This is a genomic window from Synechococcus sp. MU1611, from assembly GCF_020514255.1.
In the GTDB taxonomy this organism is placed as follows: domain Bacteria; phylum Cyanobacteriota; class Cyanobacteriia; order PCC-6307; family Cyanobiaceae; genus Parasynechococcus.
On record NZ_VTLC01000004.1, the window covers coordinates 155,645 to 170,442 of the forward strand.

Below are 14,798 nucleotides of genomic sequence, written 5' to 3' on the forward strand. Positions count from 1 at the left end.
AGATTAAGCGGTGGTAACAGGTTCAATCGGCGCCAGGCGCGGATCGAGGATCTTGGGGCCCATCCCCGCAAACTTGACCGCGATCGACACCTTCTCGCCGCTGCCGAAGGTGTGGGTGATTTCACCAACCCCGAAGCTGGCGTGGATGACCTGATCGCCGACCTGCCAGCTGCGGCCTGGAGCAGGGCCGGCCTGCCGGCGACGCACGGCATTGGCGGGGGCCGATGTCGGCTTGTCGCGGTCCACCCGGGTGAGCCGGTCGAGGCGTCGTTCACGCCGGAGCGCCGCCCCACCGGTCTGCGGAATATCGCCCTGGATCAGGGCTTCCGGCAGCTCGGAAAGAAACACTGAAGGCACCGCCGCTTCACGCATGCCGCCCCAGAGACGACGCTCACAGGCATGGGAAATGAACAACCGTTCCTTGGCCCGAGTGATGCCCACGTAACAAAGCCGGCGTTCTTCCTCCAGCGAGGCCGGGTCATCCAAGGATCGATAGCTGGGGAACAATCCCTGCTCAAGACCCACCAAGCACACCACAGGGAATTCGAGACCCTTGCTGCTGTGCAAGGTCATCAATGTGACGCGATCGGCCGCCGTGTCTTTGCTATCGGCATCGCTGGAGAGGGCCGCCGTGGCCAGGAATCCCTCCAGATCACCCTCCTCGTTTTCCTCCTGGTACTGAAGAGCGGCATTGACCAGTTCCTGGAGGTTGCGGCGCCGCTCATCCGCTTCATCGGTGCCATCGGCAATCAATTCACTGACGTAGCCGCTCTTCTCCATCACCTGCTGAATCAGTTCCGATGGCGCCACGTCACGGCTGCGGGCTTTCAGGTCATTGACCAGGTCACAGAACTGCAACAAACCCTTGGCCGAACGGCCGCCGAGGGAGCGCACCGCCTCAGGATCACTCACCACATCCCATAGCGGGATTCCCAGTTGATTGGCTGCATCGTTGAGGCGCTGGATTGTGGTTTTGCCAATGCCGCGTTTGGGCACGTTGATCACCCGCAGCAGGCTGACGGTGTCGGCCGGATTGATCAGCAGCCGCAGATAGGCCAGCAGATCCTTGATTTCGCGCCGGTCGTAGAAGCGCAGGCCCCCCACAACGATGTAAGGGATACCCCAGCGCACCAGGGATTCCTCGATCGCACGGGACTGAGCATTGGTGCGATACAGCACGGCCATGTCGCCCCAACTCAGCTCGGGGTTGGCGGCTTCCATCGTGCGCAGGCGGTGCACCACGGCTTCCGCTTCGGCAATCTCGTCGTCGCACCGGGTGAGGGTGATCAGCTCCCCTTCACCACGGGTGGGACGGAGCACCTTGTCGATCCGTTCGCTGTTGTTGGCGATCAGAGCATTCGCCGCCTCAAGGATCGTGGCGGTGGAGCGGTAGTTCTCCTCCAGCTTCACCATCGTCCGGGTGGAGTCATCCGGCGCCTGATCGCCGAAGTCGTCCTGAAATCCCATCAGGATCGTGAAGTCAGCCGCTCGGAAGCTGTAGATGCTCTGGTCGGCGTCACCAACCACAAAAACCGAGCGGCCTGACCAGTCATCAACATCCTGAGGCTCCTTGCCGTCGGTGACCAGCAGCTTGATCAAGTCGTACTGGGTGCGGTTGGTGTCCTGGTATTCATCCACGAGCACATGGCGAAAGCGGCGATGCCAGTAGCTGCGCACCTGCTCGTTCTGCTGGAGCAACTGCACCGGAAGCAACAGCAGATCGTCGAAATCCAGGGCGTTGTTCGCCGCCAAGGCTTTGCGATAACGCCGGTAGACATCGGCCGTGAGCTTGCCCCGCTGGCCTTCTGCATTGGCCTCGAGCTGGTCCGGCAGCCAACCCTGGTTCTTGGCATTGCTGATGGCCCAACGGGTCTTTTTGGGCTCGAACCGCTTGGGATCCAGCTGGAGTTCCTGGGTCACGATCTCCTTCACCAAGCTCTGGGCGTCAGCCTCGTCGTAGATCGAAAACTGCTTGGTCCAGGTGAGTCCTTCCGCGTCCTTGAACTTGTCGATGTCGTAGCGGAGCATCCGCGCAAACAGGGCATGGAAGGTGCCGATCCACAGCTCCTTGGTCACCTCCCTGTAGATACGTGAACGCAGCTGGCGCTGCTCCACCGGGGGCAGAGTGCTCCAGGGCTGGCCGTACTGGCTTTGGGCCAAACGCTGCGCCAGGAGAACCTCGAGCCGCTCCTTCATCTCGCGGGCGGCTTTGTTGGTGAAGGTCACCGCCAGGATCTGGGCGGGATCCGCACCGTGCTCACCGATCAAGTGAGCAATCCGATGGGTGAGGGCGCGAGTTTTACCACTGCCAGCGCCTGCCACCACCAGCAGGGGCCCCTCGTGATGGTCAACCGCCCGTCGCTGGGCGTCGTTGAGGCCGGCCAAAAAGCTCATGGATGGAGATTAGTGGTGCTTAGATGCCTCCAACGCAACTGCGATGGCCTTCCCCTGAGCTTCGACTTGACCCAGGCTCTGCAGGCCAAGGTCGTCGACCTGGTCGAGCCCAAACCCGATCAAGACATTCGCTAGGCCATGCGAGAGACGACCACGGTCTTTGAACAACGCTGGAGCTTCTGGCTGTCAGTGCTATCTGGCGCGGCCTTAATCGTCAGCGCGAGCGTGGCGCTCTGGCTTCAGTTCGGCGCAAGCAGATTCAGCACTCTTCCAGAAACGACAAGAGAGTCTCTACTGAACCAATACAACGCCATCGCCCATGGGGGATTCATCGCTGTTTTGGCTGTTCTCGCTGGGCTACTGATTCGTTCCATTGTCAAAGCAGGCACGCAGGAAGAAAAAACAAGACCACAAAAATCCTGGCTTTCAGCATTCACAGACTTCATCAAACAACATCCAGTCGTCACGATCGTGCTAACGATCTATGTGGTGCTGATGGTGCAGGAAAGCAGCTGGTTCTACAAGGAGATTCTCACCTGGTACGACGACATCTTTAGCGATCAACTCCTCAACAATTTCAGCCTCAGAGAGAAGTTGATCAATGAAACGATGGGACGAAACGATTTTCGCTTCTTTCCTCTTTCGCATCAAGATCTTCACATCCTCAGCTGGATGACGCCCTACATCAAGGTCTGGTCATTGGTGAGTGCTCTTGAACTCATTGCGACCATCATCCTGGGCTGCAAGTTGATTGAACGCGTCAAGAAAAACGTCACCAGTGCTTCACTTATCCTAATGGGAACGCTTCTGTTCCTCTTCACAAGCGCATCCGCTTACAACTATTTCCAATTCATTTACAGCGAGAGATTTCTCACATTTCTGCTCGCGCTGTACGCCTATCACTACTGCGTTTACCTGGACTCAGGCCAGCTTCGAAACGGCCGACTCGCACTGCTTTTCGCGCTGTTCATCCCATTTTTCAAAGACACTGCAGTGCTGTTAGCCATGATCCCTGCAGCCACCACGATCGTTGCCGGCAGCTTTGGAGCCATGCCCAACCGCCCAGCATGGGGATCGATCAAGCCCTCCGAATGGAGAGAGGCTTATGCGTTGGAAATCGCCATCGTCAGCCTGGTGCTGTTCTTTCTGGCCTCGTTTGCGATTCTCAGTGCACTTCCCAGCCTTGCCGCTGATGTGCCGCGCTACGACTCACATCTGGGCTTTTCAGTGTTGGCACTCGACATTCGTCTGATCGTCTTGCTGGGCTTCATCGCATCACGCCTATGGCTGATCGGCCGCAAACGAACAAACGTCACTGCCCTCGACGGACTCAACTTTGCGGTGCTGGCCTATGGCTTTGCCCTGTACGCATTAGTAGGCCTGGAAGGCAGCAACTACATGAGCCTGCCGATTCAGTTTGTCGCCGTTCTCGACATCTTGATGATCTGGGAAAGCCTTCTAGCTTCGAAGCTGCAACAACGCATCAACAGTCGTCAGGCTCAAGCTGTGGCCCTTGGCACCACGTTGCTGCTGCTGAATGTTGAAGATCGACAAGCCGCCACATTCCGACAACGCGCACAACTAATCAGCTGGAAACAACGTTCATGGCGAACAACCCTGAACGAAGCCAGAGCCATCACAAAACATGCCAAGGAGAACGGAGAAACAGTCAACCTGATCTACTCAAAGGGATGGTTCAAACATTCCGACCAGATGAAAGCTCTTACCTACGACCGTCTTGTGTATTACGACATCGACACCAGGCGCTACATCATCAAAGCCGGTATCGGAAAAGGCGAGTTCTACGCACCTCAACGGGGAGATTATTTGGTTGACATCGACACTGGCCAGAAACTAACCCAATACGGCATCGATCTCTCCAACTACGACTTGCTGTATCAAGAGGATCCAAGCCGTCAGTACGCACGTATCTTCCGCCACCGCTGATCAGCCAGAAGCGGGGGCAGAGGCGACAGCCCAACAAATTTGCAACCTAATCCCCTGATACGAATTGATTGAAGGCGGGTAGGCTCGCCGATCATTGGACGTGATTGAAACCGTGGCGCATCAGATCCAACTGGGCGACATCACTTTCGCGAACGATCGACCCTTCGCCCTGCTGGGTGGCGTGAACGTTCTCGAAGATCTTGACTTTGCCCTGCGTTGCGCCGGCCACTACAAAGACGTCTGCGGAAGGCTGAACATTCCGCTGGTGTTCAAGGCGTCTTACGACAAAGCCAACCGCTCTTCCATTCATTCCTTCCGCGGCCCCGGCCTCGAGGAAGGGCTGCAAATCCTGCAGGCGGTGAAGGACACCCACGGCATTCCGGTGATTACTGATGTGCACAGTCCGGAGGAAGCCGTAGCTGCCGCCAAGGTCGCGGACATCATCCAGCTTCCGGCCTTCCTGGCCAGGCAGACCGATCTGGTCCGGGCCATGGCGGAAACCGGTGCGGTGATCAACATCAAGAAGCCACAGTTCCTCAGCCCAGAACAGATGCGCAACATCGTGGACAAATTCCGCGAATGCGGGAACGAGAAGCTGATGCTGTGCGAGCGAGGCACCAACTTCGGTTACGACAATCTCGTGGTGGACATGCTGGGGTTTGGCGTGATGAAGCGAACCTGCGATGACCTTCCGCTGATCTTCGATGTCACCCACGCCCTGCAGTGCAGGGATCCAGGTGGTGCTGCCTCCGGCGGACGTCGCTCCCAGGTTGTCGACCTGGCCCGCTCAGGCATGGCGGTTGGCCTGGCCGGCTTGTTCCTGGAAGCACACCCTGACCCAGCGCAAGCCCGTTGTGATGGCCCCAGCGCCTTACCTCTTGATCAGCTGGAACCATTTCTCACTCAGATCAAAGCCATCGACGATCTGGTGAAAGACATGCGAGACCTACGCATCAACTGATGCGCGCTCAAAAGGCAGAACGTCTTGGCCTCTGACGCAACTTTTCTGCTCGGCGTTGGTGCCCAGAAAGCAGGAACCTCCTGGCTGCACGATCAACTGCAACGCCGAGGCGACGCCGATTTCGGCTTTCTGAAGGAGTACCACGTTTTCGATGCTCTCGAGCTGGAACGCTTTGCATGCTTCCGGCCCAAGCAACCCACACCGCTGAAGTGGCGCACCTGGCGTCGGGCACGGTTCATCGAACGTCCCGAGCGCTACTTCGACTACTTCGCATCACTGCTCAAGCCACCCCAGATCCGCCTGACGGGGGACATCACCCCCTCCTATGCCGGGTTGAAAGCGGAGAGCTATCAGCGCATCCAGCAGGCCTTCGCGAAACGCGGCGTGCAAACGCGGGCGGTGTTCATCATGCGCGACCCAGTCGAACGGTTTTTGTCGCAGCAGCGCATGCAACTGCGCAAGCGTGGCTTGCTCACACCCGCGCATGAAATCGAGCACCTGGATAAGGCCAGCATCAAGCTGCTCAAGCGTGAATCTCCTCGGAACGATTACCCCGCCACCCTCGATGCACTGCGGGGCGGACTCGCTGAATCGGAGGTCTTCATCGGCTTGTACGAAACCCTGTTCACGCCAGCAGCACATCAGGATTTATGCCGGTATCTCGGCATCCCAGAGCAAATACCCGATTTGAGCCACCGGGTGAACGCCAGCCAAGCCACCACCTCGGTTCCGCCGGAGCTGTTGCAGCGCCTGGGCCGGCACTTCGCCCCTTTGGTGACAGCTGTGCAGGAACGCTGTCCGGATCTAGCAGTTGAGCAGCACTGGGCCACCGCCATGACCTGGCGGGGGGGCTGAGGCCATCAGCGGCAAAGCAAGTTGTTGGAATAGACCAGGCGGCGGTTCATCCGGGCAACGCCAGGCAGGAGCAAGCCGAGATGCGCAGCCGTTGGTTCTTGCGCCCCCAACCAGACACCGTCGTAAGCAATCGTTCGGCTGCGATCCGCATCGAAACGCACCCGGTTCCCCGCGAGGATGTGGCTGCTGCTGTTGAGACCAGGAGCCAGCATCGTCTCCTGGAAATCGATCGACAACCAGGCGCAGAGCAACTGCAAACTGCGCTGGGGCTGAAGCGCAAATTCCTCATAACCCAGACGAAAAACCGGGTACGGAGACTGGCGAAAAGCCCTCTCAAACTTGGCATTGACACGCCACCAGCGCGCCAGCTGACGCGCTGCCGGCAAGCGTTGGCCTGCCTTACGACCGGCCTGGGCCCGGGAATGAACCCAGGAGCGCACATCACGCACGAGATGAATGATCCGGATGTCAAACATCGCCTCGGGCAGCCGCGTCATCTCCAGATCGTCCTGATACGAGTCCACATGCCACACCGCCTCACCAGCGTGGGGTGAACCCGTCAGCAGCCGCTGCACTTTCTCCTGCATCGACGTTTGGTCATGCAGGCGCAGCCACTCGAGCTGAGGTCCCCAGAGTGGGCACTCCGCCGCAATGGCACCACAGGTGCAACGCCGCTCAAACCGATGGGCACCGCGTAGTTGACTGGGCCCGCGATGTTCGTCACCAGGCTGCGGCGTCGCCAGAATTCGCGCCGCCTCACCCAGGCCAATGATCTGCGGATGCGCCCCCAGGGCCAAATCCAGCATCGTCGTGCCGCTGTGGCCGAGACCACGGATCAGCAGCACCTTCAATCGCTTGCTGCTCATCGGCTGTGGCCCATCAAATCGTTGAGGAGCATTGTGATCTGATCCACGTGATGCGCCACGGTGAATTGGGCCTGAGCCCGACGGTGCCCCGCAACACCCCAAGCAGCCGCAAGATCTGGGCGATCCACCAGCAAGGCCATTGCCTCCGCCATGGCCAGGCGATCGCCTTCCTCCACCAGGCGACCGGTCTGCTGATCCACAACCACGTCAGGAATCCCACCATGGCGGGTTGCCACAACGGGCAGACCACAAAGTTGAGCTTCCATCACGGAGACCGGGCATCCCTCCTCATCACCATCCTCCGCTGTGCGGGAATGCTGCAGAAACGCCCGCGCGCGCCGCATCTCCTCCACCACCGCATCGGGTGGAAGCACGCCAGGGAACTGAACCAGCTGCTCTAGGCCGAGCTGGCGCACCCGTTCCTGCACGACAGGAAGCAACGGTCCATCACCCACCATCACCAGGCGGCACGAATCGGCCTGATCCGTCAGGCCTTGTAGGAGGGCAAAGGCTTCCAAGGTGTCCAACGGCCCTTTTTTCGACACAAAGCGACCCACCGCCAGAAACCGCGGAGGCATGGAGGCGGGAGTAGCCCCCTGAAAGCGCTCCTCATCGGCACCGGATGGACTGATCACCAGCTGTGCTGGCTCGGCGCCAAGGGCGATCAGACGGCTCCGCATCGTTTGGTTCTTGACGATTACAGCCGAGGTGAGCTGAAACAAACGGCGATAGCGCTGTTCCAAGCGCTTCAGGTAGCGGTCGGCAGAGGCATCGGCACCGCGGAAGTGAACCGCCAGGGGAACTCCCGTGCGAGCCAGCTCCATCACCCGAACGGCATGAAAGCCGAACTCCACCATCACCACATCCGGCCGGTGACGTCGCACCAAAAGCACAGCCACAATGGAAGCGGGCAGCGTGGCCAGTCGAAGCCAGCCCAACCGGGTGCAGACCTTACTAATCAGTATCGCCAGCCCATAGAGCGCTTTAAGGGGCTCTCGCCAGGGAATCTCATCCCCGAAACAGGCCTCCACCGCAAACGGCAAGCGGGCCAGATTCGCGCGCACGAAGGTTTCCGTCCGCGCCCGCCGGGTCGGCGCCAGCACTAGAACACGTGCTGTCATGACAACGCCAGGATCGACCGCCAAAGCGGTTCCAACTGGGGCCAATCCAACGCAGCGATTCGTTCCCTGGCCGCCGCACCCATCCGCCGACAACACACTGGATCCGAGGCCAGCTTCACCATCGCGGCGGCCAGAGCAATCGGATCATCACTTGGCACGACCAAACCGCTCACACCAGGCTCAACCACCTCCAAGGGGCCAGGGGAAGCATCCGTCACGATCACCGCCAGACCGGCAGCCATGGCCTCCAGGAGTGCATTGGGCATGCCTTCAAAACGGGAGGGCAACACGAACACAGCAGCCTCCGCCAGGAACCGCTCCGGATCAGGGCGGAACCCCATGCATCGCAACCGACCCGAGACCCCGAGATCCTGCGCCTGCTGCTGCAACGTCTCGAGCTCCGGCCCATCACCCACCAAGGTGACGGGCCAGTCTGCTGCAGCTCCGCTCAGCCTTGGCAAGGCGTTGATCAACACGTCCAGTCCCTTCTGCGGCACCAACCTGGCAACACTGATAAAGCCAACGGCGCTCGCCTGACCTCCACGTGCACCAGCCCTGGGGGCACCCGGCAAGGGATTGGGCAGCAAGGCCGACCGCTCCCAGGGCCCCATGGGTTCCAGAGCCGAAAGAACACCGGCTGTGTTGGCTGTCACCACATCCGCGCGGCGATAGGCAAAGGGTCGCAGGCGCTGCCACACCTCCGGGAGCAGCTGAAGTGAGGGGTCGTTGCGCTCTGACACCACGAGGTGAATCGGAAGGTCCCAGGCAGCACAACAGCACGTGATGTTGGTGCGGGTGAGCAGGGCCAGGACCCGATGGGGCAGCTGACGACGGAACTGCCGGCGCAGCTGACGGAGACGAAAACCAGCCGTCGCCTCTGTTCCCACACGAAAAAGCTGCATAGCAAGGCCCCGACCCCCTGGACAGACACGGGCTTGGAACCAGCGTTCGAACCAGCGCAGCTGCAGCTGAAACAACCAGCGGATCAGCTTGTCGAGCTGCGCCAGGGTGAAACGACCAGCGCGGGCCCACCAGGAGCGATGGTTCGGTAGCCCCAGTTCAAGCAGAGGGATGCCGTCAGGAAGGGCATGGGCCACAGGATGCCCTGGGATGAGCGTTACCAGCTTCACCTTCAAACCCTGAGCAGCGAAATGGCGGGCGGCTATCAAGGCAACTTTTTGAGCGCCCCCCGCTCCGAGATGCGGCAGCACCAGCCACAGATCATCACGACCTGAATCCGCCAGCAGAGGCTCTTGCTCTTGCATCACAGAGACCCCATCAAATCAAGAAACACAGGTCGCAAGCTCTCAGGTGCATTGCGCTGGCGGACCGCTTGAGCCTTGGACGCAAAGGCCACGCGCGCAGCTTTGTCCTCCAAGGCCTGGCGCAAGGGTTGTTCCATGTCGGTTGAGGCGACTTGCTCGGACACAAGCCAACCGTTCAATCCTGGATCAATCAGGTCCGAAGGGCCGGTGGGACAGTCCACCGCCAGACAAGGAAGACCGGAGGCCATCGCCTCGAGCAACACATTGGGATACCCCTCAAAGCGAGAGGAGAGAACAAACAAGGCACTGGCCTTGTACCAATCCCCCACATTGCCGACGTTCCCCGGAAGGATCAAACGTGAGGACTCAGTGCCCATCTGCGCGCGCAACCGAGCCGCCTGATTGACCCCGCGATACAGCGCATCGTCGATGCCAAGAATCACCAACGACCAATCGGGGAAGTCAGCCTGCAAGCCAGCGAACGCGGCCACCAAGCGATCAAAGCCTTTCTGATGGAGCTTGGTTCCAACCGCCAGGATCAACTTCTGGCCCGGCGGAACGGAACGCTCCGGATTCAGCCAGGGAGCCAGACGCGGTATCGGCCAAACAATCGCGTTGGGCAAAACCGCTGTGCGGCGGGCCAAGCCGCGTTGATGGAGCCACTGAGCAATGCCCTGCGTTTGCACCAGATGCAAATGAGCTCTGGGATAGGCCAAACGACGCAGCAGGCGCCAACGCCAAGCCAGCGGCCGAGCCGGAGGGTAGTTGCGCTCCGAAAGCACCAGGCATGACGACAGACCGACCGAAGCCAACGCCAACTTGATTGATGGCAGCGTCGTCATCCCGATCAAGAGATCTGGTTGTTCTCGCTGAAGCAGCTTGCGCAAGCGCAAGAGCTTCAACGGCCAAAACAAGGCACGATCCAACAGCCCCGGCAGGGCAGGCTCCTGCACGCGGCGGAGACCAGCGGGGACGGGATAGAAGTCGTGGCTGGCGGACTTTGAGGTCAACAAGGTGACGCTCCAACCTTCCTCCGACAGCCATTCGGCCCATTGAAGGGTGACGCGCTCTGCACCACCGATTTTGAGCGAATCAATGAAAAGAAGTGCCGACCTGCGCGGCTGTGCTGCAGCCTTCATGGCTCGGGCTCGGTGAGTTGCCTCTGCACCAGCGCCGCGATCGTGTCGTTCAAACTTCCTTCAGAGGAGTGATTCAGCAGACGCGCCCACTGACGGCACGCCTGCGGGGTAACGGAACCACCCGCCAGGTGAAGCTCCATACAACTCTGCTGCAAAGCCTCAAGGAACAGGAGATGGTTTTCCTGAGGCGTTCTTCCCCTGACACGTCGCCTCGGGGCGAGCCCTGCAGCGTTGGCGGTCGTCCAAGCGTTCAACAAGGTCAACGCATCACTGCGTACCCTTCCGTATTCACGCGGGTCGAGCAGAAAGCCAAGGGCAAGACCGCGCCCGATGTTGCTGGACATGCGGAACAACGCATCAGCATTCATCTGATCCCTGTCGATCGCACGACTGAATTCAGCCAAGCGTTGCCAACACCTCGCCAGCAAAGGCATGTCCCCCTGAAGAAGAGCGAGGTGATAGAGAGCACTGCTGATCGACACATACAGCTTCCCAAGATTCTGCCGATTGGACTGCGGACAACAGGTTGTTGCTTCGTCGCTGCGCAGCTTCTCTGCCATGCCCTCCAAAGCGGCTACCAACTCCTGAGCGCGCGCCGAATTCTCTAGGCGAAGAATCAGATAAGCCTCAGCGACGAGCGCATAGGAGCGCCGGGTGAGGTCAATGTCGGCACGATGCGAAAGCCAACGAAAAACCTCATCGCTTTGGTGGAGATCACGGGGGCGAGATCCGGTGCGAAAAAGAACCCGATCCACAGCTCGATAGTCCGACGCAATCAGGGATCGCTCCATCAGAGCAAAGGCCTCAGGCAATGCACCAGCCCTTAACGCCAGGGTGCACTGCATCGAGACAACATCGATCGCATTCGGCCACCGGCGCCACGCCGCATCAGCAATCCAAGAAGCCTGTTGATACTGATGAAGGCGAAGGCTGCCATCGAACATGAGATAGCTCGTTGAAGCTGACGTCAGCCTCCCTTGCGTGAGCCGAAACACAGCAACGCCTAACGCGTGACCCAGGCGGCTGTTTCGACAGACATACGCCAACGGACTGGTCCAAAGCTGTTCACGCCGCTGGTTGAAAGATTTCAGCAACGCAAAAATCGGCGGGGCAACGCGTTTAAGCCATCTCTTGACAGCAACCAGCTGGAGCGAGAGCTGCTCCTTCATCCAACGCATTCCCCTTGAGAACGCAGCAGCTTCAGCATGCGACGGGTTCGACTTTGATAGGTGTAACCCTCAATTCCGCTCAATCGCTCATCGAGACGTGGACCCTCTCCTGCCAAAACACGTTGGAGCTGCTCGCTGAACTCCAACGGATCCGGTGGGCAGAGGCAACAAATGGCCTCAAAGGCATGAAGGGCATGAATCCGCGTGGAGACCACAGGCAACCCAGCGAAGAGGTACTCGAAAAATTTCATCGGAAACATCGCGCGGGTGTAGGGATTGCACTGCAATGGCAACCAGGCGCACTGAAAGGCAGCCAAAAACTGTGGGAGTTGGCTGTAGGGCTTCGGGCCAAGCCAATGCACATTGCTGAGACCACACAACTGCGAGAGATCCGTGCTGGGCTCACCCTCTGACTGTGGCCCGATGAAAACGAATTGCCACTCAGGGCAACGAACGGCGACTGCACGAATCAGCGCAAAATCAAGTTTGTAGCTGCTGATCGCACCAACGAAACCAATTTTGGGCTCTGGAATTCCTACCAACTCCGGCGGAAAGACGAACGTGGGGTCATGACGAAGTTCAAGTGAGGCGGAAAAATGATCCCGGTCAGCAACATTGGGCTCGTAACAGATTCGTTCTGTATACGTTGCCAGCCGTTCAGCGAGATACGGCGACGTTGTGAATACCTGGTCGACGGAGCGACATAAGCGGGCTTCTTCAGATTCAATCAAACTCTTGGGCATACAGGGCTGCTCCTGAACCGCATCAACCGCGTGATAGATCGACAGTTCGAACCCTTTCAACGGCAAATAGAGCAACGTCAGCGGGTTGTAGGTCCAAAGCCAAGGGGAACGGAAGCGCAACAACCAACAAGCCAGTGACACGCTGAAACGAACCATCAAGCGGTTCAGGCGTAGCGCAATCCCACGGGATCCACCGGGCACAACCAAGGGAGACAACACCCAGATCCCCGGTCGCACCGCCCGCAGGAAACGCAGCCCAAGAAACAGCCTCCGTAGGATCCTTCTGAAATCCTGGGTTTTGGTTTGAACCGAGCGAAGACCAAGAGATTCAACGTACAAAACTCGCTCACCTTCAGCGGCGAGTGCACAAGCAACGTGCTGCTTGTTTGTCCACAGGGGATGATCCCAGTCAGCCGTAGAGAGCAGAACGATATCTGCCATTAAGTGTTTTCAATGCGATACATATCCCTGAACGTTTCCGAATTCTCGCAGAGAGAGACAAAATCGCCCTGAGCGTGGATCTTGCCATTTTCAATCTCGACAATTCGGTCGCACTTTTTGACTGTTGACAGCCGATGGGCGATCACGATGGTTGTGCAGCGACGCCCCACCAGATCCAAGGCCTGAAGAAGATCATGCTCTGTTCTGTTGTCAAGAGCACTTGTCGCTTCATCCAAGACAAGAACCTTGGCACCACGATAAAAGGCTCGTGCCAGCGCGAGACGCTGACGTTGCCCCCCAGACAACTTGACGCCGTTTTCTCCAATCATGGTGTAAAGGCCATAGGGCATTTGAGCCACAACATCATCAAACTGAGCCGTCTTCAACGCAGCCCAAATATCCTCATCGTCGATCGAATCATTGTCCAATCCGAACGCCACATTGTCGCGAATACTTCCATCAAAAAGACGAATATCTTGAGGCACCAAGGCGCAATTGGCCTGCCACGCAGGCAAGTCTTGCGGACTCACAGGAATGCCGTCCAACATGAGCTGACCCGATGATGGCTGGAGCAAACCCAGCAACAGATGGGCAATTGTGGTTTTTCCGCTTCCCGTGCGCCCAACCAAAGCAAAACGGGAGCCAATCGGAATCGAGAGATTGACTGCATCAACAATTAATTTTTCGCTGCGCCGATACAAAAAACTGACATCCTTCAACTGAATCAGCCGGCGGGGCATTAACCCTTCTGGGGTTGGTACACCAGGAGAAGACAAAAGAAGTCGCTCAGGCTTCAGATCCAACAAGTCCAGCGCATCTTTTATTTCAGGGAGGCCACCACGCAAACGGTTCAGACTACGGAATGTGTTCTGCAGCGGCCCAGAAATCTTCAACAACGTGAACATGATTGCGAACAAATCGGGAATCGCATTACGCACATCACTGGAATCCCCATTCAAAACAGCTGGGGCCAAACCGACCAAGAAAAGAATCGAAACACCAGCAGGCTCGATCAAAAAGCGCGGAACATCAGGCAGTAAGCGCGTCAGTCGATCGTACCTTTTTGCAATGACTCCATCCGAAGAAAAGCGAGTCACAAAATATTTATCAGCCGAGTACAGATGAACATCACGTATGGATCGCAACGACTCCATCAACAAAAGATTGATCCGTCTTCCATAACGAACACGCTGCTTGGTCGCCAACCTTAAATAAGGAGTAATAAGCACCGAAGCCACTGCGTAGGCAATCAACATCAGCAAGAAGATGGCCAAGGCCTGATAGCCAAGGACAAAAACAACACCAACCAATAGAGACGTGACCGACAAAGCATTGCCGGCAATCGCAATCAAAGGAATCACAACCTTGGTTGAAACACTATTGAGAATTCGATTGAATTTTTCGGAGAGGTTGGCCGTACGGTTTTCAATAAAAAATTCATATCGCTGCTGAAGAACATTTTGGTACACCTGATTGACGAGGTCATTCCAAATCTCCGCACTCAGGAGACTTTGCATCAAAGATACAAGAAAACGCACGAAAGATGTAAGCCAGAATGAAGCAATCAATAAGGCCAAAAGCCAGCCCGTTTGATCTAAAATTCCGCCACCAAAAACCCAAATTCCTGGCAAGCGATCTGCAAGCTTTGCACCTGAGAACAGGCCAACAAATCGGGCCAAAAATGCAATCAGAAGAAGATCAAGGATGCCCTGAAAAAACGACGCAAGAAGGACAAAACCGACCAACCGTTTCCGCCTTGCCGGCAACTTGCCCAGCAACGCCGAAATATCTTTCCAAGTCTGACTCTGCAGGGAAAATCTCGGAAACTGACGGCTCATCTTTCCCAAGCCAGAACCGACGCATCAACCTCTTCAGTGACCGTACGCGCCAAGGATCA

At 57.8% G+C, this 14,798-nt stretch carries 11 protein-coding genes; 3 read left to right on the forward strand and 8 right to left on the reverse strand.

From position 1 onward, the window contains the following. Nucleotides 1-3: 3 nt before the first annotated feature. Nucleotides 4-2,394, reverse strand: coding sequence for a UvrD-helicase domain-containing protein (locus tag FZZ92_RS09595; protein ID WP_226398743.1), 2,391 nt, complete (start codon nt 2,392-2,394; stop codon nt 4-6). 138 nt (nt 2,395-2,532) lie between these two features. Between FZZ92_RS09595 and FZZ92_RS09600 the strand changes: the two genes are divergently transcribed. From FZZ92_RS09600 to FZZ92_RS09610, 3 genes are all read left to right on the forward strand, one after another. Continuing rightward, the gene (locus FZZ92_RS09600) at nt 2,533-4,341 is read left to right on the forward strand and encodes a hypothetical protein (RefSeq protein ID WP_226423098.1); all 1,809 of its coding nucleotides are present in this window, start codon (nt 2,533-2,535) and stop codon (nt 4,339-4,341) included. A gap of 112 nt (nt 4,342-4,453) precedes the next feature. Then, a complete protein-coding gene (gene kdsA, locus FZZ92_RS09605) occupies nt 4,454-5,302 on the forward strand; it encodes a 3-deoxy-8-phosphooctulonate synthase (protein ID WP_226423099.1) in 849 nt (282 codons plus the stop codon). Between the two features lie 24 nt (nt 5,303-5,326). Further along, nucleotides 5,327-6,157 (forward strand): sulfotransferase family protein, encoded by an 831-nt coding sequence (locus FZZ92_RS09610; protein WP_226423100.1) that lies wholly within the window; start codon nt 5,327-5,329, stop codon nt 6,155-6,157. A gap of 5 nt (nt 6,158-6,162) precedes the next feature. Here FZZ92_RS09610 and FZZ92_RS09615 read toward each other — a convergent pair whose 3' ends face one another. The 7 genes from FZZ92_RS09615 to FZZ92_RS09645 form a co-directional block, all read right to left on the reverse strand. Next, entirely contained in the window at nt 6,163-7,023 is an 861-nt protein-coding gene (locus FZZ92_RS09615) for a sulfotransferase (RefSeq protein WP_226423101.1), read from the reverse strand. Continuing rightward, nucleotides 7,020-8,144 carry a glycosyltransferase gene (locus tag FZZ92_RS09620; protein WP_226423102.1) on the reverse strand — a complete coding sequence of 375 codons (1,125 nt, stop codon included), beginning with the start codon at nt 8,142-8,144 and terminating at the stop codon, nt 7,020-7,022. The genes FZZ92_RS09615 and FZZ92_RS09620 overlap by 4 nt, the downstream gene beginning before the upstream one ends. Further along, nucleotides 8,141-9,409 carry a glycosyltransferase gene (locus tag FZZ92_RS09625; protein WP_226423103.1) on the reverse strand — a complete coding sequence of 423 codons (1,269 nt, stop codon included), beginning with the start codon at nt 9,407-9,409 and terminating at the stop codon, nt 8,141-8,143. The genes FZZ92_RS09620 and FZZ92_RS09625 overlap by 4 nt, the downstream gene beginning before the upstream one ends. After that, the gene (locus FZZ92_RS09630; protein WP_226398750.1) at nt 9,409-10,548 is read right to left on the reverse strand and encodes a glycosyltransferase; all 1,140 of its coding nucleotides are present in this window, start codon (nt 10,546-10,548) and stop codon (nt 9,409-9,411) included. Before FZZ92_RS09630 ends, FZZ92_RS09625 begins: the two co-directional genes overlap by 1 nt. Beyond that, complete coding sequence (locus FZZ92_RS09635) at nt 10,545-11,492, reverse strand: hypothetical protein (RefSeq protein WP_226423104.1); 948 nt, start codon at nt 11,490-11,492, stop codon at nt 10,545-10,547. The genes FZZ92_RS09630 and FZZ92_RS09635 overlap by 4 nt, the downstream gene beginning before the upstream one ends. Nucleotides 11,493-11,713: 221 nt before the next feature. Then, nucleotides 11,714-12,901, reverse strand: coding sequence for a glycosyltransferase (locus FZZ92_RS09640; protein WP_226423105.1), 1,188 nt, complete (start codon nt 12,899-12,901; stop codon nt 11,714-11,716). Then, the gene (locus tag FZZ92_RS09645; RefSeq protein ID WP_226423106.1) at nt 12,901-14,739 is read right to left on the reverse strand and encodes an ABC transporter ATP-binding protein; all 1,839 of its coding nucleotides are present in this window, start codon (nt 14,737-14,739) and stop codon (nt 12,901-12,903) included. Before FZZ92_RS09645 ends, FZZ92_RS09640 begins: the two co-directional genes overlap by 1 nt. Between the last annotated feature and the right edge of the window lie 59 nt (nt 14,740-14,798).